The sequence below is a fragment of the Cognatundibacterium crateris genome (assembly GCF_010078235.1).
Classification (GTDB): Bacteria; Pseudomonadota; Gammaproteobacteria; order Burkholderiales; family Burkholderiaceae_D; genus Undibacterium; species Undibacterium crateris.
Genome location: NZ_JAABOS010000007.1, coordinates 46,189 through 72,819, shown reverse-complemented (window position 1 = coordinate 72,819; position 26,631 = coordinate 46,189). Strand labels below are relative to the sequence as shown.

The following is a 26,631-nucleotide window of genomic DNA, read 5'->3' as shown; positions in this document are numbered from 1 at the left end:
AGTATGGATATCCTGTATCTGCTGGTCCCCTTGAGTATCGTTCTTGTGTTCGCAATCGGCGGCGTATTCTGGTGGGCCATCAATCACCGCCAGTTTGATGAACTGGATCGTGAAGGTCAGCGCATTGTGGATGATGTGGATGGCTGAGCGGGGTTGAGTATTTCGCGTGCAGTCTGTGTCATCGCAGCCGGCGTCAAATCTTGCAGGCGCACAGTCTGCGCTGCTGAGAACTGTTTAAAGTTGTTATTGATGGATTTCAGATAGGCGGGATCATAGTGTTCACGCAGCAGGCTGAGCACCAGTGCGTCGAGTTGTTCGCTTCTGATCATTTGCTTCCATGCGTTGATTTTGTCATTGCCATGCAATTGGGATAAATAGCTTAATTGTTCTATGAGCAGCTCAGGCTGAGACTGGAAATGTGCATATTCCTCTTTGAGCAGACTGACCCGATGCGGCATGTCGAGCTCCAATGTCGTACAGGGTGCGGCACGCATGGCTTCCATCAGTTGTTCCGGTACCCGTAAATTGCCTACCTTTTTGCTTTCAGCTTCTACATAGACGGGTTTAGACGGATCAAATTGTGTGAGTGCAGACCAGATGTGGCTTTCAAATTGTTTTTGCGATGGTTGCTGCGTACCCGGTGTCAGACCCAGTACCGATCCTTTGTGGCAGGCGAGCTGTTCCAGGTCCAGCACCTGTGCGCCTTCCTTGCTGAGCGCAGTCAGCATGCGGCTTTTCCCGCTGCCAGTGGTGCCACAAATTACATGCCATTGCATGCGTTGTGCCAGTGTTGGCAGATGTTCGTTCACATGCTGCCGGTAGGCTTTATAGCCACCCTGTAATTGCGCGACCGGCCAGCCTACCTTAGAAAAAATATGGGCCATAGAGCCGCTGCGATTGCCACCGCGCCAGCAATAAATCAAAGGTCGCCACTCGCGTGGCTTATCCTGAAACAGGGTTTGCAAATAGTATGCGATGTTGGCCGCAACCAGCGCCGCGCCCAGCCTCTTTGCTTCAAAGGAGCCGACTTGCTTATACATGGTTCCTACCTGTATCCGTTGTTCATTGTTGAGTACCGGGCAGTTGATGGCGCCGGGCAGATGGTCCTCGGCAAATTCAGATTCGCTGCGCGCATCGATGATGCAATCGAACTGACTTAAATCAGTGGCGATGTCGGTGAACTGGATGAGTTCTGGATATTTCATGGGTGCTTATTTGAGTAAGGGGGAAAGAAGTGGCCATACATTGCCCAACATGATGGGCTGTGCCTGTGCAGTCGGGTGTATGCGGTCGGTCTGAAACATAGCAGGCTGATCGGCAAATCCTTCAAATATAAATGGGACCAGCGGTACTTTTTCGTCCTTGCTGATCGTTTTGAACATCGCAGAAAAACTTTTACTGTAGTCGGGGCCGTAGTTCGGTGGAATCTGGATACCGGTCAACAGCACTTTGGCATTGGCCTTTTTTGCGCTGCTGACGATGTACAACAGATTTTCCCTGCTGGCTTGCAGTGACAGGCCGCGCAGGGCATCATTGCCGCCTAATTCTATGATCACAATTTGTGGCTGGTGTTTATTGAGTAAATCCTGAATTCTGCTTTTGCCGCCTATGGTGGTTTCACCGCTGATGCTGGCGTTGAAGACCTTGAAAGTATGGCCATTGGCCTCCAGTTTATTCTCCAGTAATTTGACCCAGCCCTGGCCGCGTACCAGCCCGTATTCGGCTGAGATACTGTCGCCCAGCACCAGGATGGTTTTTGCGGCAGAATGCGCAGTGCCAGTCAGCATAAGCAGGCTTACAATGATCAGTCTGCACACCGATCTACATTTTAATTTCCAGGCAAATGACAGCATGAATAGTCCTAATACGATAAACAATGGCGGGCAAATGGCGCTTGAGGTCGTTCAGCTCCGCAAAGAGGTTGAAGATGCGACCGGCAAGCTCTCCATACTTCAGGGTATCGATTTTACAGTGCAAGCGGGTGAGACGCTTGCCATCGTTGGCGCTTCTGGCTCAGGTAAGTCAACTTTGCTAGGCATATTGGCCGGGCTGGACTTGCCGACTTCCGGTAAGCTTGCATTGCAGGGCGTGGACTTGTTTGCGCTGACCGAGGATCAGCGCGCCCAATTTCGTAAGGAGTATGTGGGTTTCGTGTTCCAGTCTTTTCAGTTGCTGATGCATTTGAATGCCTTGGAAAATGTGATGCTGCCCCTGGAATTGCGTGGCGATAAAGATGCGCGCAGCAAGGCGGAACAAATGCTGAAGCAGGTCGGCTTAGGCGAGCGCTTGCGGCATTATCCTAAATATCTGTCTGGAGGCGAACAACAAAGGGTTGCGCTGGCGCGCGCATTTGTGACCGAGCCCGCGCTATTGTTTGCGGATGAACCGACCGGTAGTCTGGATACGCAAACCGGGGAAGCCATCATGCAGCTTATGTTCAGGCTGAATAAGGAGCGCGGTTCTACGCTGATACTGGTGACCCATGATATGGCGATGGCTGCGCGCTGCGACCGCATACTGACGATACAGGCTGGCCGCATCGTCTGAATCAGTTTTTATTCAGGCAGGTCCTTGAGTGTACAACGCTTAAAGCGGCCTGCCGTATCGATTTCCAGCCATCCTCCGCGAGCCTGATCTTTGTCACAATCCCAGTCCGGTAACACGATACGCTGACGTAGCCCGTCGCTATGTAAGGCGGGGCGGTGGGTATGACCATGGATCAGAGTTAGCGCTGCAAACTGAGCAAACAGGTTATCAACCGCGTTTAAATTGACATCCATAATTTCTGCCGCTTTTTCTGCCTGCTGCATACGGCTTTGCGCGCGCATCCCTTGCACAATTTGTTTTCTTTGCTCCAGCGGCTGACTCAGAAATTGCGCTTGCCAGGCTGGTTGACGCACCACACTCCTGAACTGCATGTAGGCGAGGTCATCGGTGCACAGTGCGTCGCCATGGGTCAGAATGATGTGCTGACCCGCGATATGTACTTCGCAAGGATCGCTAAGCAACTGCATGCCGGTATACGCAGCGAAAGCTTCGCCCAGTAAAAAATCACGATTACCTGCTATCCAAAATACCTGGATACCCGCTACAGTCAAGGCTTTGAGCGCATCAGCGACCGCCAGATGATAGGGATCATTCAGGTCATCGTCGCCGACCCAGTATTCAAACATATCCCCCAACAGATAGACCTGTTTGGCAAATCTGGCTCTGTGGGTGAATAACTGCAGTAAGCTCGCAGTCGTTTGTGGCAGCGCAGAGGTCAGATGTACGTCAGAAACAAACAACGCAACCAGATCTGGTTGCGTTGCTGGTGCTCCGTCTCCTGATACTTGGGATCCGGCTGTCATTGATCAGATGATTTCTGCTTTTTGGATCACAACATCTTCAACTGGCACATCGGCAAACATGCCGGAACGTGTTGTTTTGACGGCTTTGATTTTGTCAACGACTTCAGTGCCTTCAGTTACTTTGCCGAATACACAGTAGCCCCAGCCATCCTGACCTGGGTAGTCGAGGAAGGAGTTGTTGCTGGTGTTGATGAAAAACTGAGCGGATGCAGAGTGCGGTGCACTGGTACGTGCCATTGCAATCGTGTACAAGGCATTCTTCAAGCCGTTATTAGCTTCATTTTCGATAGGCGCCTGCGTGTCTTTTTGCTTCATGCCTGGCTCAAAACCGCCGCCTTGTATCATAAAGCCGTCGATTACGCGATGGAAAATCGTACCGGCATAGTGACCGGATTCAACGTAGGAGAGGAAGTTGGCAACAGTTTTCGGTGCTTTTTCAGCATCGAGTTCGATAGTGATGTTGCCATGGTTCGTAGTCAGAAGAACGGCCATAATTGTCCTTAATTGGGTAAATAATCTGGTGATTAATCGGGTGATTAATTAGGTGATGAAAAGAAAGTTATTTTATTACAGTAGCGGATTCTATGATGATGTCTTTTTTCGGGACATTTTGCATCATGTGGGAATCGCCGGTTTCCACGCCTTTGATTTTTTCCACGACATCCATGCCTTTGATCACTTTACCGAATGGTGTGTAGCCTGCCGTGGCCAGTAATGCCTTGGCTCTTGGTGCAACTGTGTTGTTGCCACGGTAGAGGAATTCAACCGGATCACCATCGGGCAGAATCTGATGATTCAGGAAGTCATTGTCTTTGACATTGATATAAAACTGCGCCGTGGCTGAGTTTGGATCTTCGGTGCGCGCCATTGCAATGGTGCCCACATCATTTTTCAAGCCCTTTTCCAGGGCAGCGCGAGCCTCCAGTGGAATAGGTTTGCGGGTAGGCTTTTCTTTGAAATTTTTATCGTAGCCGCCACCTTGTATCATAAAGTTATTGATAACGCGGTGAAAAATCGTTCCTTTGTATTGGCCGGCTTTGACATATTTGAGGAAATTATCAACCGTGACCGGCGCTGCTTCCGGATAAAGCTCCACTACGATTTCGCCCATATTGGTCTTAAAGGCGACTTTGGGCAAATTTTCCGCAAATGCAGCTGGCGCGCTGAGTGCGGCAGTCACGGCAAACACCAAACTGATTTTTTTATAAAGCTGTTTCATGCTTATCTCCTGTACATCAGACATTTGTTTCGTAAATGATGCGCCATTTATTGGATTCTTTGATCCAATACTGACGCTTCCTGCTACTCATCTTTGACTTGCCGGAACTCAGTTCCATGGTAAAAGTAGAGACCAGTATTTCATCTTTACCCGGATAGCGGAAATGGGTAATGTCCTTTAAGCGAACAATCGGTGCGGTCCAGCCTTCCCAGGATGGTCGTTGTTTGGTGAACCAGGCATTTAAATCTTCGCTTTGGGCGGATTTGAAATTGCGCGAGTAATTAGCAAATATCCGGTTTACATTCTGGCTTTCCAGATCCAGGCGCCAATCTTCCAGCAGTTTGTTGGCTGAATGCCGTTCTTGCTGCCATTGCTGTGCTGAGATGAATTCCAGCTGATCTGAAATGATGACAGGGGTTCTGCCTATGTCTATGGTTGCCGCGATGCGCAGAAAATCCGGGTTGGTCAATACAACGCAGCCGTCAGATGCCAGCGGCGGGCGGCTGAAGTTAGCAGAAGGCATTCCGTGCAGCCAGATGCCGCTGCCACCTCTGCCATTCACCTTGTCCCATTCGTTAGGATAATTCAGCGGCAGTGCGCCGGGCCCATAAAAGTCAGGCAGCTTACTGCCAGATAATCTGCTGGTGATGTAATAAACGCCAATAGGTGTTTTTTGATCACCTTCTTTGAATTTATTTATGCCGAACTTGCCCTGGCTGATGTAATGGTCGCTGACCAGTTTAGGCAAGCCTGACTGATTATCATAAACATAGAGGCGGGAGCGTTTTGCATCGACCACTAAAGCCTGTTTCTGGTCTTCCTTGAGTTGAATTAATACCTTGGGAATCGCCTCTGGAGCCGGACGCTGTTGATAGGCGCGGATACGGGCAGCAGCTTCATCGCGCAACTCCTTGAGCTTTTCTGGCTGGCTATTGGCCGCGCTGCCAAAGCCTTGTAGCGGACGGGTATGCATCAACAGCAAATCACCACGTATCAGATGCGCCAATTGAAAGTGCGGATAGGCCGCAACCAGCTCATCAATTTTTTGTTGAGCGATTGAGAGCTGATTATTAGAGAGTGCCCGTACGGTTTCAATCAGCAACAGATCCGGATTGGGCAGGCTCACACCGGAAGGTGGCTCTATCGTGTCTGATTTGCTGCGGCGGGCAGCATGCGCCTCATGCATGCCAGTCAGCAAAACAAGTGAGAATAAGAAAATGGAAGCGACAGGGCGCAGCTTTACTCTCTTAATAAGTAAAGCATTTTTCAGTACTGCAGAAAACATCAGCTACCTGCGCGCTCCTGCTTGATCAGCCACTTACCGTCTTGCTTGGTCATTGCAAGCACTTTGCGACTATTCGCGGTCAGCCGGTCTGAAGTATAAATTTGGCGGAATTTGACGGTTGCTGAGTTACCGTCAACGCTGACTTTGGCGCTTTCTACCTTGACGTTGATGCGACCTTTGCCTTCAATTCTGCTGCGACGCTCTTCAGCCCAGGCTTTGCGGCTTTCGCCTTTTGGTGTCTGGAAGTCTTTGGCATAGTGGGCTAAATAGCTGTCAGTTTCCTGGTTACTCCATGCTTTCGCCCATTTTTCCACGGCGCGCATGACATCATCTTCATCCTTGTCCTGAGCAGGCGCTGCTGCTACAGCGGGCTTAGCTTTGGCGGGATTGTTCTCTGCTTTAGCTGGTTCAGGATCGGTTTTTGCGACGACATGGCTTGGTTTTGCCTGCGCAGCCGCGGTCACTGCAGTTGCCGGAGCCGGGTTGTTTCTAGGATTGGTGCCGCCTGTGGTATTGCCAACCAAATTTTTCACTAAGGTCAGTTTTAGCTTGGCAGTTGCGTTACCAGAGTCCAGTTGCAGTGCCTTGTCGTAGGACTGACTGGCCAGTTTGGCATACACATCACCCAGATTTTCATGTGCAGTACCATAGGTTGGATTGGTGCGTATGGCCATTTCCAGCGACGCACGCGCTTTGTCATATTGACCTGTCGCTGCATACAGCACGGCGAGATTATTGTAGGGTTCAGGAAGCTCCGGATAGTCGTCGGTCAGTTTAGTAAAAACAGTGATCGCTTCAGCGGACTTGTTCATCTCAGTCAATATCAGGCCGCGCAAAAAGCGCATCTGCGCATCTTTGGGTTTGCTGGCCAATGCTGCATCGACTTTTTGCAAGGCTTCCGAGGTCTGCCCGGCGCGCAGTAACTTACCGATGTCAGCGGCCTCATCGGCGCTGGCGGATGAAGAGGCCAATGCCAGTGCCAGAGAGGAGGTGATAAAAATACTTTTCAGGAGATGACGCATAGTGTTCTGGCTTGTAATCATTTTAGTAGTCTGAACGCGAGGGCTGTAATGCTAAACGGTAGCACACAAAATCACATCTTATCAAAGAAGTAGCCAGCATTGGGTGTTTCGATGGAATTAATAAATTGAACACATGCAGAACGTGGTAATTTTTTAAATCTTGCGAAATGCGTGCAGAAGAGGGCAGATAGCAGAATCTCATCCCGAGGAAGTATTCTAAGCTGGACAGATAGCCTGCTTTTGATATTTAATCTTGTCCGTCTTAATGGATTCTGATTCTTCAGTCTCCTTTGAGTGGCAAGTATATTAAGATTCATCTGTGTTTTTTCTTGTTTTGTGGTGTTGCTACACTCTTTGAGAGTGCGCCATGATGGCCATTATGGCCATTGGTGATAAGCAGATGTTTCTTCGCATTTTTAACTCGTGTAGATTGAAGGAGGCACGATGACTAAAACGACATTCCTGAGTTTTGAGCAATCCATTGCAGAACTCGAAACAAAAATTGAAGAGCTGCGATTTGTTCAAGATGACTCTGCTGTAGATATTTCGGAAGAAATCGACAGATTGTCTAAGAAAAGTCAGATGTTGACCAAGGACATCTATGCTAAGTTGACTCCTTGGCAGGTTTCTCAGATATCCCGTCACCCGCAGCGTCCATATACGATGGACTATATCAATCAGATATTTACTGATTTTCATGAATTGCATGGCGACCGCAGTTTTGCTGACGACCAGTCCATCGTTGGTGGTCTGGCTCGCTTCAACGGTCAGGCCTGTATGGTGATGGGGCATCAAAAGGGGCGTGACACCAAAGAACGTGCTTTGCGTAACTTTGGCATGCCTAAGCCTGAGGGGTATCGTAAAGCCATGCGCCTGATGAAGCTGGCTGAAAAATTCGATATTCCGGTATTTACCTTTGTTGATACGACCGGTGCATGGCCTGGGATTGATGCGGAAGAGCGTGGTCAGTCGGAGGCGATTGGTCATAATCTGTACGTGATGGCTGAATTAAAAGTCCCGTTGATCACGACGATAATCGGCGAGGGTGGTTCCGGCGGTGCGCTGGCGCTTGCGGTCGGTGATGCCGTGTTGATGCTGCAATATGCAACCTACTCGGTGATTTCTCCTGAGGGTTGTGCATCAATACTGTGGAAGACTTCTGACCGTGCCTCCGATGCTGCTGAAGCACTGGGCCTGACGGCACACCGGTTGAAAGCGATGGGTCTCATCGATAAAATTATCAATGAACCTTTGGGTGGTGCACATCGTGATCCTAAGCAAATGTGCGCACTGGTCAAACGTGCACTCGCGGATACCCTGCGTCAGTTCCAGGGAGTGAAGACTAAGGATTTGTTGTCTGCCCGTCATGAAAAACTCATGAGCTATGGCAAGTTTAAGGAAACTAAAGTTACTGAATGAAATCTGACAAGAATGAAATTGCGCTCAGACGCAAATTTTCGGATGTCCTAGGTTCTTGTCTTCAGAAAAGCAGTGCTAATCAAGCGCTCAGCCTGGCCGTCGCTTATAGCGGCGGTCTGGATTCCTCCGTATTGCTAAGCCTGGCCCATGCGTATAGTCGCCAGCACCAAATTCCTCTGTTTGCGTTCCACGTTCATCACGGATTAAGTCCGAATGCGGATGACTGGCTCAAACATTGTGAGGCAAGGTGTGACGAACTGGGAATTACTTTTCATGCCATCAGAGTGACTGTGGATTTGACTTCCGGGCTCGGGCTTGAGGCTGGGGCGCGCAAGGAAAGATATGCCGCGCTCGGTCAGCTTTGCATCACTCACGGTGTGAGCCACTTGATGACCGCACATCACCAGGATGATCAGGCGGAAACAATACTGATGCAAATGTTGCGCGGCTCTGGCCTGGCAGGATTGTCCGGGATGGATTTGTCGAATGCAGCGCCTGGGTTGCTGGGCGATCCGGCTTTGATGATCGTCCGCCCTTTGCTGGAAGCCAGTCGTGAGGAGTTGGAGCAATTCCAGTGCTTGCATGCGCTAGCCTTCGTGGAAGATGAGTCAAATGCGGATGTGCGTTACCGCAGAAATGCGTTAAGACACAGAGTGATGCCTGTGCTTGAGGAAATTTACCCTGGCTTTGCTGCGCGCATGTCGCGTGGTGCCAGACATGTCAGTGCAGCACGGGATTTGATTGAGGAAATGGCAGCCTCAGATCTGATTCAGTGTACAGAGGATAGCCAGTTGCTGGTTCCCAGGCTGGTGGCGCTTGGTGAAAGCCGGGCAGCCCATGTTTTCAGGTATTGGTTAAGTCAGCAAGGCGTGCGTCTGCCATCAACTGCAAGACTGCAGGAAATGTTTAAGCAGCTTTTTTATGCAAAAACGGATGCGCGTATAGAAATTCATTGCGGCGAGCATGTGCTGCACCGCTATCGGGCCGCGGTCTACCTCCAGCAAGTCGAGGGTAGCTTGTCTGGTTTGGATGAGGTCAGCTTTACTTGGAAAGGTGAGTCCAGTCTGGCATTTCCGGCCTACGGTGGCGTGTTGTATTTTAAGACTGCCGAACAGGGACTGGCGCCCGAATGGCTGTCTCAGTGCTCCTTGGTTTTACATTTGCGCCGAGGTGGTGAGCGCATGAAGCTGGCAATCGACAGGCCTACCCGTGATATGAAAAGTCATTTCCAGTCTTTGAATATACCTTTTTGGGTCAGGAGTGAATTACCATTCGTATCAGTGGGAGCTGACTTAATATATGCAGCCCGAGTGGGTATGAATGCAAAGTTTTTTGATCAGGATTCAACTGCAAAGATAAGTCTGCATTGGGTTTTTGATGAATCAGGGAAAAACGTATGGAACAACAATTAAGGCAAATTGTCCTTGATACGGAAACCACCGGCCTTAGTCCGCGTGATGGCAACCGTATCATTGAGATTGGTTGCGTTGAATTAATTAATCGCAAACTTACCGGTAATAATTTCCACCAGTACATTAATCCTGAGCGCGATTCAGAAGAGGGTGCGCTCGCAGTGCATGGACTCACGACTGAGTTTTTATCGGATAAGCCCAAATTTGCAGAGATTTCGCAAGAGTTTTGTGAATACATTCGTGGTGCAGAAGTCGTTATTCATAATGCGCCGTTTGACGTAGCATTTCTGAATGCAGAGTTTGCCAGAATCGGTCTGGGAAATTTTGCCGATCATGTCAGCCATGTCACCGATACCCTGGTTCAGGCCAAGGAGTTACATCCAGGAAAGCGAAACTCCCTCGATGCTTTGTGCGACCGTTATGAAATTTCGAACTCACATCGAAAACTGCACGGCGCTTTGCTGGATGCGGAGTTGCTGGCCGATGTTTTTTTGGCAATGTCGCGCGGGCAGAATAGCTTTGCGATCGACATAGAAGAAGAGGTTGTGCAAGTTGTTGTTGATTTGCCAGTCGAAGCACTTGCGATTGACGACATGGTTTGCATTGCAGCTGACGCGACTGAATTGGATGAGCATGAAAAACTGTTGGCAGGTTTAGATAAGCAAGGTAAGCAGGATTGTTTGTGGCGTTTGCAATAAAGGCCGTCTGTACCATTAGCTTTTCGCCTTTATGGACGGGATAATGTCGCCGTAAGTGATATGGAAGTATCCCAAGACCTTTTAAGTGCCTCAGGAAAAAAGCTTCAAATGGCCATATTTAAAAATTGCAACTGAGCTAAGTTCAGTTGCGATTTTTTTATTTTTGAACCAAATTCCATCACTTTCGCAAAATTCCCATCAAAAAAACGACAGTTGCCCTAAAGTTTTTTTATTCCCTGCCGTTATCAAACTGTAGGAAAAAATATTTAAAAATTTTTGCGATTAACCCTAAAGTTCTCGTTTTTAGTGCCGTTAATAGTAATGAGAGAAAACTAAAAAGCTGCCTTATTTAAGATAAGTCTTTGTTTTATTAAGATTATTTTTTGTTTTCTTGCTGTTGGTTAAAAAATTCAATTTTTCTCTGTTTTAAACAAAATAGAGAATGTCTTACGTGTGTAGGTTAATCTCCTATGCGCGCTTTCGTTGTATTCCGTCCGTAAATATCTACTTTTGCCTATACCTCGGTTTTTTTCGTCCAAGCACAATGTGTCTCAACGGCAATGAACTTGTCTTGAAAAATGGACTGGAGGGTGTGGAAATGACACAGAACGATATGATGGCGGAAATTCGCGATGCAAACTTAAGCTACTTGATGCTTGCTCAGCAAATGATACGTGCTGATAAAGCGACTGCAATTTTCCGTCTGGGAATAGGTAAAGAAATTGCAGATCTGATTGAGGGTTTGAATAACTCTCAGATACTGAAGTTGGCAGGCTCCAATATGATGCTTGCCCGCTTCCGTTTCGAAGATAGCGCGATTCTCTGCATGTTGACCAATTACAACAAAGAACGTGCTTTGGCACACTCCCATGCAGCCATCCTGATGGCTGGTCAGCCAGTTGAAGAAATTCATTAATTTCTTTTTTGAATATAAAGAGTGAGGCGAACATGGCGATCAAAAGTGTTGTAAATGAAGCTAATGAGATTCAGTTGGCAATAGAACTGGTTAAGTTGGGTGCGCGCTTACAATTGCTTGAGTCGGAAACTTCTCTGTCTCGCGAACGCTTATTGAAAATCTACAAGGAGTTGAAGGGCGTTTCTCCTCCAAAGGGAATGCTGCCTTTTTCGACCGACTGGTTCGTGACCTGGCAGCCGAATATTCATTCATCGCTGTTCATGAATATCTATAAGTACCTCAATGAACACGCTGAAATCACCGGCATCGAGGCTGTTGTTAAGTCCTACAAGCTTTACTTGGAGCAGGTCGGCTGCCTGAATCCTGATGATGCTTTGTTATCGCTGACGCGCGCCTGGACTTTGGTTCGATTTTTTGAGGGAAAAATGTTAACATTTGCCCGCTGCAGTGAATGTGGTGGTCATTTCGTTGCACACTCACTTGATTTACATGATCAGTATCGCTGTGGCCTGTGTCATGTCCCATCCCGCGCTGGCAAAACGAAAAAAGCGAAAGATGCGGAGATGGCAATGGTTGCCTGAGTCTAATTTGGGGGTGGATTGCTTAAGTTCCGTTTTTTATCTGACTTGTTCAAGCTCACCCCGGATCGTCAGCCCCTGATTCCGGTGGCGCTGGCTGCACTGTTCGTTCAATTAATTTGTTTCTTTCTTGTGCTGATTTCAGTGAGCCTGATACATCGCACGCTGAATGTCCCGATTTATCCTCTTTATTTTGTTATTGCGCTTTCTTGCGCAGCGGCGCTGGCTGCCTATATTCTGCGCTTGGACTGGTGGTGGTGCGTCATTGAGGCGTTGTTTCCCTGGCTCGTTTGGTTGGCTACCTCTTTACAGCTGAATCCTCAGCTCTATCTTATTCTCTTTTTGCTTTTGTTTGCCATCTGCGGCGCGACTTTGTTTAGTCGCGTGCCTTACTATCCTTCACCTCATCGCGCAGTAGAAATGCTGGCGCAACAATTGAGTCCTGAAAAATCACTGTCCGTGCTGGACGTTGGGTCTGGTTTTGGTGGGGTGCTTTTGGGTTTGGCTGAAAAATTTCCGCGATATAGATATGCCGGAATTGAGCTGGCTTTGTTTCCCTTTATTGTCAGCTGGTGTAGGGCGAAGTTGCGGCACGAGGCAAATGTTCGCATCCACTTTGGCAATTATGAAGAAATCGACTTGGCTGCATTTGATGTGGTGTATGCCTATTTGTCGCCGGTGGTGATGTCGGGTTTGTGGGAAAAAGTGCAGCAGGAAATGTTGCCTGGAACAATATTTATCAGTTATGAGTTTGTTGTTCATGGAAGAAAGCCGGATTTTGCAATACAGTGTGGATACGAGGAAATTTATTTATACGGCTGGAAAATGTGAATTTTGGTTTCTTGCTGTTGGTTTCTGGAAATTTTTTAGTTTTTCGCAAGAAATTCCCGCGTTTTTTCATGCTTCCTCTGGGTTGGACTGATATGATAAACGTAAGTGATTTATGCTTTGATTTTCCTTCAGGGAGTAATGTTCCGTGTTAGTCATCGTTGGCTATTTAGTTGTTATGGGGTCGGTGTTTGGTGGCTTCGTTATGTCAGGCGGCCATGTGGCCGTATTGTTTCAGCCGCTTGAATTGTTGATGATTGGTGGGGCTGCGGTTGGTGCAGCGCTGGTTGGGAATAATGCCAAGAGTTTGAAGGCGTCATTGAAAGCCATTCCCACCGTATTCAAAGGCTCAAAATACACCAAGGCACTTTACATGGAATTGATGACCATGATGTTTGACGTGCTGACTAAGGTGAGAAAAGAAGGCTTGATGTCAATCGAAGGTGATATTGAGAAGCCTGACGACAGTCCTTTGTTCAGCAAGTATGGTTTGATCGTTCATGATCATCATCTGATGGAGTTTATCTGTGATTATCTGCGCTTGATGGTATCCGGAAATATGGATGCATTTCAGATCGAGAATCTGATGGATAACGAACTCGAAACGCATCATCATGAAGCTGCTGTGCCGGCCCACTTTATCGCGAAGTTAGGTGATGGCTTGCCGGCATTCGGTATTGTGGCTGCGGTCATGGGGGTGGTGCATACAATGGAGTCGGTTGGCATTCCTCCGGCTGAATTGGGGATTCTGATTGCTAAAGCTTTGGTTGGTACATTTCTAGGTATTTTGCTTGCGTATGGTTTCGTTGGCCCACTGGCTAGTTTGATCGAGCAGCAAAATGATGAGGCCTCGAAAACTTTTCAGTGCATTAAGGTCACTTTACTTGCCAGTCTGAATGGGTATGCGCCAGCTTTGGCTGTCGAATTTGGTCGTAAAGTGCTGTATTCAACCGAAAGACCAACCTTTAGTGAGCTGGAAGAACATATTAAGCAGTCTAAATCAAAATAATAAAAAGTCTTCTGGGGTAGTGCGATGGCAAATGAGGAACTCAGGCCAATTATCGTCAAGCGTATTAAAAAAGCTGGCGGTGGTCATCATGGCGGTGCATGGAAAATCGCCTACGCCGATTTTGTAACGGCAATGATGGCTTTTTTTCTGTTGATGTGGTTGCTGGGTTCAACGGCAAAGGGAAACCTGCAGGGTATTGCTGAATATTTTCAGACCCCATTGAAGGTCGCGATGGCTGGCGGAGATGGAAGCGGTGATAGCTCCAGCGTGATTAAAGGTGGCGGTAAGGATCTCAGCTTGAGAGAGGGCCAGAACCGCAAGGGTGATATTGAATCATCTAAAAAAACATATAACCTGCAGGCAGCGGAAGCCGCGCTCGCAAAAGAAGAGGCGGAGCGGCTGAAGAATCTCAAAGGAAAAATTGAGGCAGTGATTGAATCGAATCCAACCTTGAAGCAGTATAAAAAACAACTGCTGTTGGACATTACGACCGAAGGTTTGCGCATTCAAATGGTGGACGAGCAGAACCGACCCATGTTTGCGTTAGCCAGGGCAGATCTGCAACCCTATACACGTGAAATTTTGCATGAGATTGGTAAGGCGCTGAATGAGGTGCCAAATCGCATCAGCTTATCCGGTCATACCGACGCAACTCCCTATGGCTTAGGTGAGAAGGGGTATAGCAACTGGGAATTGTCAGCGGATCGTGCTAATGCATCGCGCCGCGAACTGATTTACGGTGGTATGGACGAGTCTAAGGTACTGCGCGTAGTTGGGCTGTCCTCATCGGTGTTGTTTGATAAGCAGGATGCCTACAATCCGGTTAATCGAAGAATCAGCATCATCGTGATGAATAAAAAAGCAGAAGAGTCGGCTTCTCAGGATGGCGGCTCGGTCGAAGTAACCAGTCAATCAGATTCAAAAGCAGAAGTGACAGTAAAAGGTACAAAGTAACCTTTAAGTTTGCATCGCTTGTTTATTTTACGCATACGGGATGCTCAAGATGTCCAAAGAGAAAATGCTCGGTCCCCAGGTAAAACAACTGCTGTCAGGTGTCTCTGATCACAGCAGTGCGCATTTATCCGAGGTGGAAACGGACCTCGCTCAGACGGCTTTGTTACTGGGTGAGGCAATAGAGAAACTGGGTATCAGTTTCATGTCTCTGCATTCTGCCGTAATCAAAGAGCAGGATGAAATCAATCTGATCATTAACTCAGGTGCGGTGACCAATGAAAGTGTTGACCGTCTCAAGCTTATACAGAGTGAAATTGCCTCACATATTAATTCCGCTGTGACCTGCCTGCAGTTTCAGGACCTGACCAGTCAGCTTATTTCCAGAACGATGCAGCGCTGTGAGGGATTGCGTGAAGTATTGGTGACCCTGGGTGTGGTTGGTGATGATATTTCCACTGAGTCTGAGAATGAAGATCTGGAATCTCTGCTCAAGGAAACAACGCAAAGACTTGATAAGCAGAGCGCAGATTTGCAGAGTTTGTTAAGGAAGGCAGTTCACCAGAAGCATCTGGATAGCGGTGATATTGAATTATTTTAATTTTGTGCGAAACCCAAGCTATTGGGCCTTTCATTCGTAGATGGAGTAATTATGGCCAAGACAATTTTAGCTGTTGACGATTCAGGATCGTTAAGACAAATGGTTGCATTCAGCCTCAAGGCTGCTGGCTATCAGGTGATTGAAGCTGTAGATGGACAGGACGGGCTGGAAAAAGCCAGAAATCAAGTCGTTGATCTGGTGCTGACTGATCAGAATATGCCGCGCATGGACGGTCTGACTTTGATTAAATCCTTACGTGGACTTGCTACATATCAAAGAGTGCCTATTCTGATGCTCACAACCGAGTCGAGTGATGATATGAAAGCAAAGGGTCGGGCCGCCGGTGCGAATGGCTGGCTGGTCAAGCCTTTCGACCCGCAGAAGCTAACAGAAGTTGTGAAAAAAGTGATTGGCTAAGTAAGCCATGGCTTGTTTCGCATTAATGTAAATCTCGGAGTGTAATAATGACGATTGACATGAGTCAGTTTTTCCAGGTCTTCTTTGATGAAGCAGAAGAGCTTTTGGCCGAGAAGGAAAAATTGCTGCTTGCGGTCGATGTAGCTTCGCCAGATCCGGAAGATCTCAATGCCATTTTCCGGGCTGCGCATTCCATTAAGGGTGGGGCATCCACCTTTGGTTTGAACGACATGACCGAAGTGACTCATGTCCTTGAGTCCCTGTTAGATAAAATCCGCAAAGGCGAAATGGCCTTAACAGCCGAGCATGTGGATGCCTTTTTGTCGGCAAAAGATGTGCTCAAGATGCAGCTTGATGGGCATCGTTTGGGCTCTCCGGTTGATCAGGACGCGGTAGCCGATGTCCGTATGCTGTTGCAGTCTTTGTCGCAGGACGATGCTGCAGCACCACCACCTAAACCAGCACTTAGCTTAGTAGAAGACGAACATCAATATACCACTTTCCATTCCGCATTCAGGATAGAGTTACCTGCCGTCAGTGACGCTGATGCGAATGCGCTGATGTCCGAGTTGGGTTTATTGGGAAAAATCAGTCGTGAGTCTGAAGTCCGGGATGGCATGGTCTTGCATTTGCAAACCAATGAAGGTAAAGACGATATTATCTCTATCTGCTCTTTCATCTTAAATCCGGATTGTCTGAAAATATCTGAAGAGGCGGTCGAAGGACCTGCGGCTGAGGTGCAGCTCAGTGAAGACGAACTGGGCTACGGTTTTTTTGAACCATTGGACGCAATGTTCCCGCCGCTGGAAGGTGAAGCAGCGGCAGCCGCAAGTGTCGCAGCACCGGTGGCGCCGGCCCTACCTGCGGTGACCAGTTCGGGTGCAGAGAAGAAAGCTGCCGTCAAAAAAGAAATTGAAAAACCAACTGCCAGCCAGGAATCCACCACGATCAGGGTTGGGATAGAAAAGGTTGATCAACTGATCAATCTGATCGGCGAGCTGGTGATTACCCAGGCGATGCTGGAACAGCGCACCCAGCTTCTGGATCCGATTGAGAACGAACGGCTGCTCAGCAGTGTTGCCCACCTGACGCGTAACACACGTGACTTGCAAGAAGCTGTTATGTCTATCCGCATGATGCCGATGGATTATGTGTTCTCGCGCTTCCCGCGCATGGTGCGTGACCTGGCCAATAAGCTGGGTAAGAAAGTTGAATTTGTTACCTATGGGGCTTCGACAGAGCTGGATAAAGGCTTAATCGAGCGTATTGTTGATCCGCTTACTCACCTGGTCAGAAACAGTATCGATCATGGCATTGAAATGCCGGCAGCCCGTGTCAGTGCCGGTAAAACCGAAACCGGCCGCTTGTCTTTATCAGCGGTGCATCAAGGCGGCAACATCGTCATTGAGGTCAGTGATGATGGCGGCGGTTTACACAGAGAGAAAATTCTCGCGAAGGCAAAGCAAAATGGATTGTCTGTCAGCGACAGTATGACTGATGCTGAAGTATGGCAATTGATTTTTGCGCCGGGCTTTTCTACTGCTGATGTAGTAACTGACGTTTCGGGTCGCGGCGTCGGAATGGATGTGGTCAAACGTAATATCGCTGCGATGGGTGGGGTGGTGGATATACGCTCTGCGCGCGGGTTTGGAACCACGATAACGATTTCCTTGCCTCTCACACTCGCGATTCTCGACGGCATGTCGATCAAGTTGGGTGAAGAAATTTACATACTTCCACTTGGTTATGTGGTCGAGTCTCTGCAGCCTGCACCGGACGATGTGAAAGAAGTCAATGGTAAGGGGAAAGTGATTAAGGTCAGGGATGAATACCTGCAATTGGTTGCACTGCATAAGATGTTTGCGCTTGAACCAAAATTTTTAGAGCCCTCTGACGGCATAGTCGTGATTGTTGAGGTTGATGGTAAAAAAGCAGCCTTATTTGTCGATGATCTCGTAGGGCAGCAACAGGTCGTCGTAAAAAATATCGAATCGAACTATAAGAAAGTGCCAGGCATTTCTGGCGCCACCATTCTTGGAGATGGTGGCGTTGCCTTGATTCTGGATGTGCCTGCGTTACTCCGCTCTGGTAAATAATTACAACTGACTACAAAGATTTTTTGAAGGACATATGATGACTCAAGCAACTCAATTTCAAAACGATGCAAATACTTCTGAAGAAGGCGGTGCTGTCGATGTCGCCGGACATGAGTTTTTGGCTTTTACTTTGGGAAATGAGGAGTATGGGATAGATATCCTGAAGGTGCAGGAAATTCGGGGCTATGAGGCCGTGACCAGGATCGCCAATGCGCCGGATTTTTTGAAAGGCGTGATCAATTTGCGAGGCAACATTGTTCCTGTGGTGGATATGCGTATCAAATTTAATCTTGGTACGCCATCCTATGACCAGTTTACTGTAGTGATCATCCTGAATATCGAAGGAAAAATTGTTGGTATGGTAGTCGACAGCGTGTCGGATGTAACAACGCTGATGCCAGGGCAGGTCAGGCCAGCACCAGAAATGGGAACCACATTCAGTACTGACTTTTTGATAGGCCTCGGAACGTTGGAAGACCGTATGCTGATCCTGGTTGAGATCGATAAGCTGATGTCCAGTCCTGAAATGGGCTTGGTCGATCACGCCAGTTAAATTATTACTTGTCCAAATTAGAAAATACTACATGGCGAGGAGACTGCGATGAATTTGCGTAATCTAAAAATTGGCACACGTTTGGGAGCGGGTTTCGCTCTGATTCTCGGTGCTGTCACAGTGGTAATGCTGATCGTTAATGCGATGAATGCATCAAGTCGTAAAGAGATGGCCGATAGTTTGAGCGTTGCAAACCAAAAGCAATTATTGGCGAATGCGATGAAAACCTCGGTATATGAGGGTGGGATCGCCATGCGAAACATTGGCATTCAATCGGATGTCGGCGAAATGCAGAAAGAAGAAGGCAAGGTCAAGGCGCAAAGAAAACTGTATGAAGAATCAAAAGTAAAGCTGGTCAGCCTGGGCTTGTCTGAGGATGAAAAGAAAATTCTGGCTGAGGTAGCGAGAATAGATAAGGAAATCGAACAACCATTCAAAGACGCGGTCGGACAGGCTCTGGCCTTCAATGGTGAAGGCGCGGTCAAGGTCATCACTTCGGTACTTGAGCCACTCAGTAGCAAATCGATACAGGAGATAAATAAACTGGTTGATCTGCAGACAGTAGCTGCCCAAACTGCATTTGAAAATGCAGCCCGCACGGGAACCAGACTCTCGTACTTACTGTTTGTCGTACTCATTGCTTCGGTTGCTTTCGGTGCTTTGGTTGCGTGGATGCTAACTGCAAGTATTACCAAGCCATTGAGTGAGTCGCTGCAGCTTGCTGAAACTGTCGCAAGTGGAGATTTGCGGAGTACGATAGAAGTTGAGGGTAGTGACGAAGTTGCGCAGTTATTGATTGCACTCAAAAATATGAATGACAATCTGGCCGCCACAGTCGGACAGGTCAGGACTGGTACCGAAACGATTACTGTGGCCGCACAAGAAATTGCCTCAGGAAATGCCGATCTGTCCCAGCGTACAGAATCCCAGGCTAGCTCACTGGAAGAAACTGCTTCTTCTATGGAGGAATTGACCAGCACGGTGAAACAGAATGCAGACAATGCGCGCCAGGCTAATCAACTGGTTGTGTCTGCGACGAATGTTGCTGTAAAAGGCGGTGCAGTAGTCGGTCAGGTGGTCGAAACCATGGGATCGATTAAGGATAGCTCACGTAAGATCGTTGATATTATTGGTGTGATCGACGGCATCGCTTTTCAGACCAATATTCTGGCACTGAATGCTGCGGTTGAAGCAGCACGTGCAGGTGAACAAGGGCGTGGTTTTGCGGTTGTTGCAGCTGAGGTTAGAAATCTCGCGCAACGCAGTGCCAGCGCTGCAAAGGAAATCAAGTCTTTGATCGGTGATTCGGTCGATAAAGTAGATCAGGGTAGTAAGCTGGTCGACGAAGCTGGAAAAACGATGGACGAGATTGTGACCAGCGTTCAGCATGTTGCTGACATCATGAGTGAAATTACCGCTGCCAGCCAGGAACAAAGTTCCGGCATTGAGCAGGTCAATCTTGCTATTACTCAGATGGATGAAATGACCCAGCAAAATGCTGCTCTGGTCGAGCAGGCTGCCGCCGCAGCTGAGAGTATGGAAGAGCAGTCGGTTTCGCTCGCACAGGCTGTCAGTGTATTTAAGTTAAATACAGGCAATGTCATGAGCGCTTCGGCCAGACCTGCCGTGCGTGAAGTAAAAGTGCAGGCGCCGGCGAAAAAAGCGATACCTCAGGTGAGTGCAGAAAGTAATTCACCCAAAAAACTAACAAAAAATAGTGCCGACGATGACTCCTGGGAGGAGTTCTGAGTTTGCTCCTGACTAATTACCTGGGTGCGCAACTATGACAGACAGAGTGAAATCAGAGTCCTCGAAAGAGTTTAACTTCAATTCGCGGGATTTTGATCGGGTACGTGAATTGATCTATAAGCGTGCTGGTATTTCACTGGCAGATAGTAAGCAGGAGATGGTGTATAGCCGGTTGGCAAGGCGCTTGCGGGCGACAGGCCTGACTTCATTCACGGAATATCTGAATAAGCTTGAGGGCGATCACGATAGTCAGGAGTGGGAGGCGTTTACCAATGCATTGACCACTAACTTGACTTCTTTTTTCAGAGAGGAACATCATTTCCCTATACTTGCTGAGCACGTTAAGAAGTGTGCGACACCAGTCAGTATCTGGTGTTCAGCCAGTTCTACCGGTGAAGAGCCATATTCCATTGCAATGACTTTGTGTGAGGCATTTGGGACTATGCGTCCGCCAGCGCAAATTATCGCGACTGATATTGATACGAATGTTCTCAATACTGCAGCAAGAGGCGTTTATAACGCTGACCGGATTGAAAAAATGTCGCAGGAAAGAGTCAGGAAATTTTTTCTGAAGGGAAAAGGGGCGCAAGAGGGGCTGGTTCGCGTCAGGCAGGAACTGCGTGATCTCATCACGTTTAAGCAATTGAACTTGTTGGCAGATAGCTGGCCGGTCAGCGGTGAGTTTGACGCGATTTTCTGTCGCAATGTCATGATTTACTTTGATAAGCCTACTCAGGGGAAAATCCTTAAAAAATTTGCTCCGCTGATGAAGTCGGATGCCTTGCTGTTTGCAGGGCATTCAGAAAACTTTTTATACGTTACTGATGAGCTGAAGTTGAAGGGAAAGACAGTTTACGAGCTGGCAAATTCCAGGGCTGCCAGCCGGCCATCGGTAAGTCACCTGCATAAAGGTAGTTTATGAGCTTGAGCGAAGAGCATTTTGCAACCAATGTCTACTATGACCGCACATTTGATTGTGATGCTGCCAAGATATTGCCGGGTGAATTTTATTTCACCAATAAGGATATGCTGATCGTCACTGTGTTGGGCTCCTGTGTCTCAGCGTGTATCCGTGACCGGGTGTCGGGCGTGGGTGGGATGAATCACTTTATGTTGCCTGATACGGGGGGGGATGCCGACAATCCGGTGTCGGCCTCTATGCGCTATGGTACCTATGCGATGGAAGTGCTGATTAATGAGCTTCTGAAAGCCGGTGCTAAAAGAGAAAACATGGAGGCAAAGGTCTTTGGCGGTGGTAATGTTTTGCGCGGCTTTACAGCAATCAATGTTGGTGAGCGGAATGCTAAATTCGTTTTGGATTACCTGCGCGCAGAGAGAATGCGGGTGATTGCTGAAGATCTTAATGATATTTATCCTAGGAAAGTATATTTTTTTCCACGTACCGGCAAAGTACTTGTGAAAAAGCTGAAAGTCGAGCATAACGATACATTGAGAAAACGTGAACAGGATTACGCCAGCCGTCTCAAGACCACCTCAGTTGGTGGAGAGGTTGATTTGTTCTGAAATGATGGCAGTGATAAATGTGTGGTTGTGGAGTTTGAAGAATGAAAATAAAAGTATTGATAGTTGACGACTCCGCTCTGATTCGCAGCGTAATGAGTGAAATTATCGGTAGCCAGCCAGACATGGAAGTGGTTGGCGTGGCACCTGATCCGCTGGTTGCAAGGGAGCTCATTAAGCAGACCAATCCTGATGTCCTGACGCTGGATGTGGAAATGCCCAAGATGGATGGTCTGGACTTTCTGGAACGGCTGATGCGCTTGCGTCCCATGCCTGTCATTATGGTGTCTTCGCTGACTGAGCGTGGTTCTGAAATAACGATGCGTGCCTTAGAGTTGGGTGCGGTGGATTTTGTGACCAAGCCTAAGCTGTCCATACAGAGTGGTATGCGGGAATACGCTGATTTGATTACTGAAAAAATCAGGATAGCGTCGAAAGCCAGAATTCGTCGTGCAGCAGCAGCGAGTGATCATGCTAAAGTTGCACAAGAAAGTCTGCCGTTAGTGCGTAATCCGCTGACGAGCAGTGAAAAGCTGATTATCATCGGTGCATCGACGGGCGGAACTGAGGCAATTAAAAATTTCCTGGTGCAGATGCCTTCGGATTGCCCTGGTATTCTAATTACCCAGCATATGCCTGAGGGATTTACCCGTTCTTTTGCAAAACGGCTTGATGGCTTGTGTAAGATCTCAGTGGCTGAGGCCAGTGGTGGCGAACGTGTATTACCAGGCCATGCGTATATTGCACCTGGTCATTCTCATCTGTTGCTGGGACGGAGTGGTGCAAACTATGTGACTCAGCTCGATACGGGCGAGCCTGTCAATCGGCACCGTCCCTCGGTTGATGTGCTGTTCCGTTCAGCAGCGACTTGTGCTGGTAAGAATGCGGTCGGGGTTATTTTGACCGGCATGGGCAAAGATGGTGCAGCGGGCATGCTGGAAATGAAAAATGCAGGTGCCTATAATTTTGCTCAGGATGAAGCGAGCTGTGTTGTATTTGGTATGCCGAAAGAAGCAATCGCTGCCGGAGGTACACATGAAGTTGCACCACTGAATGAATTGCCTGCTAAAGTTCTGCAATACTTGGCAACGCATGGCAGTCGGGCATTAAGGGTGTAGTTCTCACTACGTTTTTTATGCTTTTCTGCAATTTCGGCACCCAGAAATTGTAATTTGACCGATAATACTAACAACTATCTTTAAAGAAATATTGGAGTAATTCATGGCTGACCAAAATCTCAAATTTTTAGTTGTCGACGACTTTTCTACCATGCGACGTATCGTCAGGAATTTGCTCAAAGAATTGGGTTATTCCAACGTGGATGAGGCTGAAGACGGCGCAATGGGTCTGGCTAAATTAAAGAATGGCGATTTCGACTTCGTCATTTCTGACTGGAACATGCCTAACATGGATGGTTTGACCATGTTGCAGCATATTCGTGCTGATCCGGCTTTATCCAAATTGCCCGTCTTGATGGTGACTGCCGAGGCGAAGAAGGAAAATATTATTGCAGCAGCGCAGGCTGGTGCAAATGGTTATGTAGTGAAACCTTTTACTGCTGCGACCCTGGATGAAAAGTTAACTAAGATTTTTGAAAAACTCGGAAAACCAGCCTGATTCAAACTATGTGCATTGCTGAATCTGCGTGCACGCTTGAATCAGATATCAACCTGACACAAGGCTTTGTTGTCCGTATACGTGCAGACAACAAAGCCCGTTTTTTTGGTGCTGAGGTTTTTTGCAAAAAATAGCCAAATGGCCTACACAATGTACTTGTCAGCTTGATGGGTGTTGCTTTAATGCATCATTTGTTGTAACCAGCCGTAAGATAATTTGCGGTAATTTTATGAAGTCTGACAGACTGCCTGATACCTGTCCCGCGCAGCGGCAGGCTTAACAGCCTTGAACACTGTGTCTGGATTTGGTGAGCGAGGCACTCAGCTGTTAATCCGGAACTTCTTTGAAAATTGTATATATGGTCGAAACTCACTTCATCGTGCGCGAGCCTTTGCTGGATCCTAAACAAAAAGTAATAGGGTTTCAGTTTTCCTGGCAAAACAATAATCCAGCTGTGGAATCGGATGTCGATAGTCTCGATGCGTTGCTGGCGTTCGTTGCAGGTCATCTCAATGATGATGATAAAGGCTTTTTATTAGATGACAGCCTGATCTTTCTTGAAGCAGCGCCCCAGTTATTGCAAGTCGAGGGACTCAAACTTTTCCCGCCTAAGAACACCGTTCTGATCCTGCATAAAAAGCACTTCGCAGATAGCGCTAATGTGGCAGCAGTCAAAATTTTGCGTGACCTGGGCTATGGTATTTGCCTCCGTGGCGCAGAGATTACGACTCTGGAGCGCGGTTTTTTTGCCTTTGTTACGCATATCGAAGTGAAACTGAATGCAGCGAATTTCGCCTCTCAGGCCAAGGTCTATGCGTCTTTGAAGCAGTCTTCGGTCAAAATGGTGGCGCGGAATGTGGCAAGCTGGCAGGATTTTGATGCTTGCTCGGCACTTTCGCTTGATAGTTTTGTCGGTAAATTGCATTTGACACCAAAGCCAAATGCTGCAGTCAAAGCGCTCAATCCTTCCCAGACCACAATTTTGCAATTGATGGAAATGGTCAGAAAAAATGCTGACATCCAACAGTTGGAGTTGGTCGTGAAGCGCGATGCGACACTTGCCTATAAACTGCTGCGCTATATCAATTCTGCCGGTTTTGGTTTGCGCACTGAAGTACAATCATTGAAGCACGCGGTGCAGATGTTGGGTTATAGTCCACTCTACCGCTGGTTGACGGTGTTATTAGCGACAGCAAGTACCAGTGGGTATTCGCCCGTATTGCTTGAGACGGCGATCGTACGTGGTCGTTTCGCTGAATTATTAGGCCAAATGAAAATGCCTAAGGCAGAAGCTGAAAACTTATTCGTTGCCGGTATGTTTTCTCTGCTTGATAGATTGCTGGGCTTGCCTATGGATCAGATTATGGCTTCGATACAATTGCCTGAGGTCGTGACGGAAGCATTGATCTCGCGTGGTGGTTTGTATGGCCCGTATCTGGCACTGGCAGAGGCATGTGAACTCAATAGCATGTTGGTGGGATCTCTGGCTGAATCGCTCAAGATTTCTGCTGAAGATGTAAATGCAGCCCACTTGTCCGCCTTAGTTTGGGCAAAAAATGTAGCTGCAGCCGCTTAAATTATTTTACCTCCAGGCAACGGCAAGCATCTGGCTTGCCGTTTTTTTTGCTGAATTACAGATTGTGTCAGGATGAATAAAAGTACTTCATTATCAGTCCCCGTGCTGCCCTTGTGGCTGGTGTGGGGCTTTGCTGTTTATTTTTTCGGATTCTGGCTAGGGGCGTATCCGGTACTGAATAATAATGAAGGCTTGTATGCCGAAATCCCGCGTGAAATGCTGGCTTCGGGCGATTGGCGACATTGGATCATTCCACACCTGAATGGTCTGGCCTATATGGAAAAACCCCCCTTGCTGTATTGGCTTACGGCACTGTTTATGGGGATCTTCGGGCAATCAGAATGGGTAATACGGCTGGTGCCTGCCTTGTCGGGGCTGGGCTGTGTTGGGCTGATTTTATGGTTTGCCAAGTCTGTGGCTCGACCGCAGTCAGGGCGTATGGCCGCACTGATCTTTGTCAGTGGTCTGGGTGTGACTGCCATGGCCAGGGTCTTGATGTTTGACATGCTGTTGACGGTTTTTCTGATGACTGCAGTGATGGCAGCTTATCTGTACACGGAAAAACGCAAACGTAAGCATCTATACCTTGCAGCGGTCGCATTGGGGCTGGCTTTGCTGGCAAAAGGCTTTGTGGCACTGATCCTGTTTTCGGCCGTGCTGGGCGTCTATCTGGTCTTGAGGGCAACATCCTTCCGTGACATTCTGGAAGGTATTGGCCTGTGGCTGGACTGGCGCGCAATTGCAGTGTTTTTGCTGGTGGCTGCGCCCTGGCATATTGTTGCAGCGGCGACGGAACCGATTTTCGCCTGGTTTTACTTTATTAACGAACATGTTTTGCGCTTCCTGGGTAAGCGCGAGCCGCATGATTACTATGCCGGCGCGTGGTGGTATTACTTGCCACGGGTAGTGATTTTCCTTTTTCCCTGGTCTTTCCTGTTGCCGGTATTGCTGTTTGTCCGGCGTCTCATTCCGGCCGATAAGCGTTTGCATCTCTTCCTGTTGGCTGGGTGGCTGATGCCCTTGTTGTTTTTCTCGGTATCCAGTGCGAAAGCTAATTATTACCTGGTGACAGTGATGCCGTTGATGGCCATGCAAATTGCTTTCTGGCTGGAAGAGAAGGGCTATGGCGGCAAGGCAGCTATCGTGTTTCCTTCGGCCTTGCTGATGGCCTTGTTTGCCGCTGTCGCGTATTGGGGATGGGGGCAGGCTGCATCAGCCAGTGCGGAAGTCTTCGCCTTTGGTATGGGGAGAAATGAATTCATTGGTTGGGTCGGGCTCATTTTTTTATGCGCCAGTTTCCTCGTGATGCTGATTGCATTGATATGGCCAAAAGCCGGTGTGAGTACATTTGTGCTGATTCCTGTGCTGTGCCTGCCGCTGCTGTTGAATGTCGCAGCCGGTATGGATGAGAAAGTGTCTACGCGGGCGTTGGTACAGTGGACGCAACAAGCGCTGCCGCAGCATGAAGCCGTGTTGTACCGTGTTTTTGAGCAGCAATCTTCATTGCCATTTTATTTGCAGCGTGTCGTCAGAATCGTTGATATCCGCAGTAATGACCTTTACTGGGGAAATAAACTCCATAAAAATTCAGTGGCGATCGATGATTTGAGTTTTGCTGATTTGCTGGCTGAGCGCAAAGTTGCATTGTTGGTGTTGAAAGAAGATCTGGCTGATTTTCAAAATAAACCCTATGCCAAAAAGCTAACAAAGACCAAGGAATCAGGGGATACCCTGGTATTCTCGAATTAAGTCAGGTATTTCCACGGATAAAAATACATGTAGTCTGGAGTGGGTGGGGAGCAAAGGAGTATAAT

At 48.0% G+C, this 26,631-nt stretch carries 28 protein-coding genes; 21 read left to right on the top strand and 7 right to left on the bottom strand.

Going from position 1 to position 26,631, the window contains the following annotated elements; translation table 11 throughout:
• Nucleotides 1-3: 3 nt before the first annotated feature.
• Nucleotides 4-147, top strand: a complete 144-nt coding sequence (ccoS, locus tag EYB48_RS13575) for a cbb3-type cytochrome oxidase assembly protein CcoS (protein ID WP_162020909.1) — start codon at nt 4-6, stop codon at nt 145-147.
• Here the strand turns inward: ccoS and mnmH are convergent.
• Together mnmH and EYB48_RS13565 are read right to left on the bottom strand one after the other, a co-directional pair.
• Nucleotides 117-1,205 carry a tRNA 2-selenouridine(34) synthase MnmH gene (gene mnmH / locus EYB48_RS13570; protein ID WP_162020908.1) on the bottom strand — a complete coding sequence of 363 codons (1,089 nt, stop codon included), beginning with the start codon at nt 1,203-1,205 and terminating at the stop codon, nt 117-119. The genes ccoS and mnmH overlap by 31 nt on opposite strands.
• A 6-nt stretch (nt 1,206-1,211) precedes the next feature.
• Nucleotides 1,212-1,787: an arylesterase gene (locus EYB48_RS13565; protein WP_235935134.1), complete on the bottom strand. Its 576-nt coding sequence runs from the start codon at nt 1,785-1,787 to the stop codon at nt 1,212-1,214.
• Between the two features lie 64 nt (nt 1,788-1,851).
• Here EYB48_RS13565 and EYB48_RS13560 point away from each other — a divergent pair, with 64 nt between their 5' ends.
• The gene (locus tag EYB48_RS13560; RefSeq protein ID WP_162020906.1) at nt 1,852-2,547 is read left to right on the top strand and encodes an ABC transporter ATP-binding protein; all 696 of its coding nucleotides are present in this window, start codon (nt 1,852-1,854) and stop codon (nt 2,545-2,547) included.
• Between the two features lie 8 nt (nt 2,548-2,555).
• Here EYB48_RS13560 and EYB48_RS13555 read toward each other — a convergent pair whose 3' ends face one another.
• From EYB48_RS13555 to EYB48_RS13535, 5 genes are all read right to left on the bottom strand, one after another.
• A complete protein-coding gene (locus tag EYB48_RS13555; RefSeq protein ID WP_162020905.1) occupies nt 2,556-3,350 on the bottom strand; it encodes a UDP-2,3-diacylglucosamine diphosphatase in 795 nt (264 codons plus the stop codon).
• A 3-nt stretch (nt 3,351-3,353) separates the two neighbouring features.
• Nucleotides 3,354-3,842, bottom strand: coding sequence for a peptidylprolyl isomerase (locus EYB48_RS13550; RefSeq protein WP_162020904.1), 489 nt, complete (start codon nt 3,840-3,842; stop codon nt 3,354-3,356).
• 67 nt (nt 3,843-3,909) lie between these two features.
• Entirely contained in the window at nt 3,910-4,569 is a 660-nt protein-coding gene (locus EYB48_RS13545; RefSeq protein WP_162020903.1) for a peptidylprolyl isomerase, read from the bottom strand.
• A 16-nt stretch (nt 4,570-4,585) separates the two neighbouring features.
• Entirely contained in the window at nt 4,586-5,755 is a 1,170-nt protein-coding gene (locus tag EYB48_RS13540; protein ID WP_162020902.1) for a L,D-transpeptidase family protein, read from the bottom strand.
• 98 nt (nt 5,756-5,853) lie between these two features.
• The gene (locus EYB48_RS13535; RefSeq protein ID WP_235935132.1) at nt 5,854-6,876 is read right to left on the bottom strand and encodes a nuclear transport factor 2 family protein; all 1,023 of its coding nucleotides are present in this window, start codon (nt 6,874-6,876) and stop codon (nt 5,854-5,856) included.
• A gap of 444 nt (nt 6,877-7,320) precedes the next feature.
• On the opposite strand from EYB48_RS13535, the gene EYB48_RS13530 reads away from it, so the two are divergent.
• From EYB48_RS13530 to EYB48_RS13440, 19 genes are all read left to right on the top strand, one after another.
• Nucleotides 7,321-8,295, top strand: a complete 975-nt coding sequence (locus EYB48_RS13530) for an acetyl-CoA carboxylase carboxyltransferase subunit alpha (RefSeq protein WP_162020899.1) — start codon at nt 7,321-7,323, stop codon at nt 8,293-8,295.
• Nucleotides 8,292-9,707, top strand: a complete 1,416-nt coding sequence (tilS, locus tag EYB48_RS13525; protein WP_162020898.1) for a tRNA lysidine(34) synthetase TilS — start codon at nt 8,292-8,294, stop codon at nt 9,705-9,707. The genes EYB48_RS13530 and tilS overlap by 4 nt, the downstream gene beginning before the upstream one ends.
• Nucleotides 9,692-10,405, top strand: a complete 714-nt coding sequence (gene dnaQ / locus EYB48_RS13520; RefSeq protein WP_162020896.1) for a DNA polymerase III subunit epsilon — start codon at nt 9,692-9,694, stop codon at nt 10,403-10,405. The genes tilS and dnaQ overlap by 16 nt, the downstream gene beginning before the upstream one ends.
• A 598-nt stretch (nt 10,406-11,003) precedes the next feature.
• Nucleotides 11,004-11,321, top strand: a complete 318-nt coding sequence (flhD, locus tag EYB48_RS13515) for a flagellar transcriptional regulator FlhD (RefSeq protein WP_162020895.1) — start codon at nt 11,004-11,006, stop codon at nt 11,319-11,321.
• A 32-nt stretch (nt 11,322-11,353) separates the two neighbouring features.
• Entirely contained in the window at nt 11,354-11,902 is a 549-nt protein-coding gene (gene flhC, locus EYB48_RS13510) for a flagellar transcriptional regulator FlhC (RefSeq protein WP_162020894.1), read from the top strand.
• A gap of 18 nt (nt 11,903-11,920) precedes the next feature.
• Complete coding sequence (locus EYB48_RS13505; protein WP_162020893.1) at nt 11,921-12,730, top strand: class I SAM-dependent methyltransferase; 810 nt, start codon at nt 11,921-11,923, stop codon at nt 12,728-12,730.
• Nucleotides 12,731-12,875: 145 nt separating this feature from the next.
• A complete protein-coding gene (gene motA / locus EYB48_RS13500; protein ID WP_162020892.1) occupies nt 12,876-13,736 on the top strand; it encodes a flagellar motor stator protein MotA in 861 nt (286 codons plus the stop codon).
• 24 nt (nt 13,737-13,760) lie between these two features.
• Nucleotides 13,761-14,690, top strand: a complete 930-nt coding sequence (gene motB / locus EYB48_RS13495; protein ID WP_162020891.1) for a flagellar motor protein MotB — start codon at nt 13,761-13,763, stop codon at nt 14,688-14,690.
• Nucleotides 14,691-14,739: 49 nt separating this feature from the next.
• The gene (locus EYB48_RS13490) at nt 14,740-15,288 is read left to right on the top strand and encodes a chemotaxis protein (protein ID WP_162020890.1); all 549 of its coding nucleotides are present in this window, start codon (nt 14,740-14,742) and stop codon (nt 15,286-15,288) included.
• Between the two features lie 51 nt (nt 15,289-15,339).
• On the top strand, nt 15,340-15,705 hold the full coding sequence (locus tag EYB48_RS13485) for a response regulator (RefSeq protein ID WP_162020889.1): 366 nt from the start codon (nt 15,340-15,342) through the stop codon (nt 15,703-15,705).
• A 47-nt stretch (nt 15,706-15,752) separates the two neighbouring features.
• Nucleotides 15,753-17,801 (top strand): chemotaxis protein CheA, encoded by a 2,049-nt coding sequence (gene cheA, locus EYB48_RS13480; protein ID WP_162020888.1) that lies wholly within the window; start codon nt 15,753-15,755, stop codon nt 17,799-17,801.
• Between the two features lie 37 nt (nt 17,802-17,838).
• Nucleotides 17,839-18,354, top strand: coding sequence for a chemotaxis protein CheW (locus EYB48_RS13475; protein WP_162021079.1), 516 nt, complete (start codon nt 17,839-17,841; stop codon nt 18,352-18,354).
• A 48-nt stretch (nt 18,355-18,402) separates the two neighbouring features.
• The gene (locus EYB48_RS13470; RefSeq protein WP_162020887.1) at nt 18,403-20,103 is read left to right on the top strand and encodes a methyl-accepting chemotaxis protein; all 1,701 of its coding nucleotides are present in this window, start codon (nt 18,403-18,405) and stop codon (nt 20,101-20,103) included.
• Between the two features lie 34 nt (nt 20,104-20,137).
• Nucleotides 20,138-21,025 carry a CheR family methyltransferase gene (locus tag EYB48_RS13465; protein WP_162020886.1) on the top strand — a complete coding sequence of 296 codons (888 nt, stop codon included), beginning with the start codon at nt 20,138-20,140 and terminating at the stop codon, nt 21,023-21,025.
• A complete protein-coding gene (cheD, locus tag EYB48_RS13460) occupies nt 21,022-21,627 on the top strand; it encodes a chemoreceptor glutamine deamidase CheD (RefSeq protein WP_186880480.1) in 606 nt (201 codons plus the stop codon). Before EYB48_RS13465 ends, cheD begins: the two co-directional genes overlap by 4 nt.
• 41 nt (nt 21,628-21,668) lie before the next feature.
• Nucleotides 21,669-22,742: a protein-glutamate methylesterase/protein-glutamine glutaminase gene (locus EYB48_RS13455; RefSeq protein ID WP_162020885.1), complete on the top strand. Its 1,074-nt coding sequence runs from the start codon at nt 21,669-21,671 to the stop codon at nt 22,740-22,742.
• A 103-nt stretch (nt 22,743-22,845) separates the two neighbouring features.
• Nucleotides 22,846-23,241 carry a chemotaxis response regulator CheY gene (gene cheY, locus EYB48_RS13450; protein WP_162020884.1) on the top strand — a complete coding sequence of 132 codons (396 nt, stop codon included), beginning with the start codon at nt 22,846-22,848 and terminating at the stop codon, nt 23,239-23,241.
• A gap of 343 nt (nt 23,242-23,584) precedes the next feature.
• Nucleotides 23,585-24,817, top strand: coding sequence for an EAL and HDOD domain-containing protein (locus EYB48_RS13445; protein ID WP_328823405.1), 1,233 nt, complete (start codon nt 23,585-23,587; stop codon nt 24,815-24,817).
• A gap of 72 nt (nt 24,818-24,889) precedes the next feature.
• Nucleotides 24,890-26,566 carry a glycosyltransferase family 39 protein gene (locus EYB48_RS13440; RefSeq protein WP_162020883.1) on the top strand — a complete coding sequence of 559 codons (1,677 nt, stop codon included), beginning with the start codon at nt 24,890-24,892 and terminating at the stop codon, nt 26,564-26,566.
• Nucleotides 26,567-26,631 lie beyond the last annotated feature (65 nt).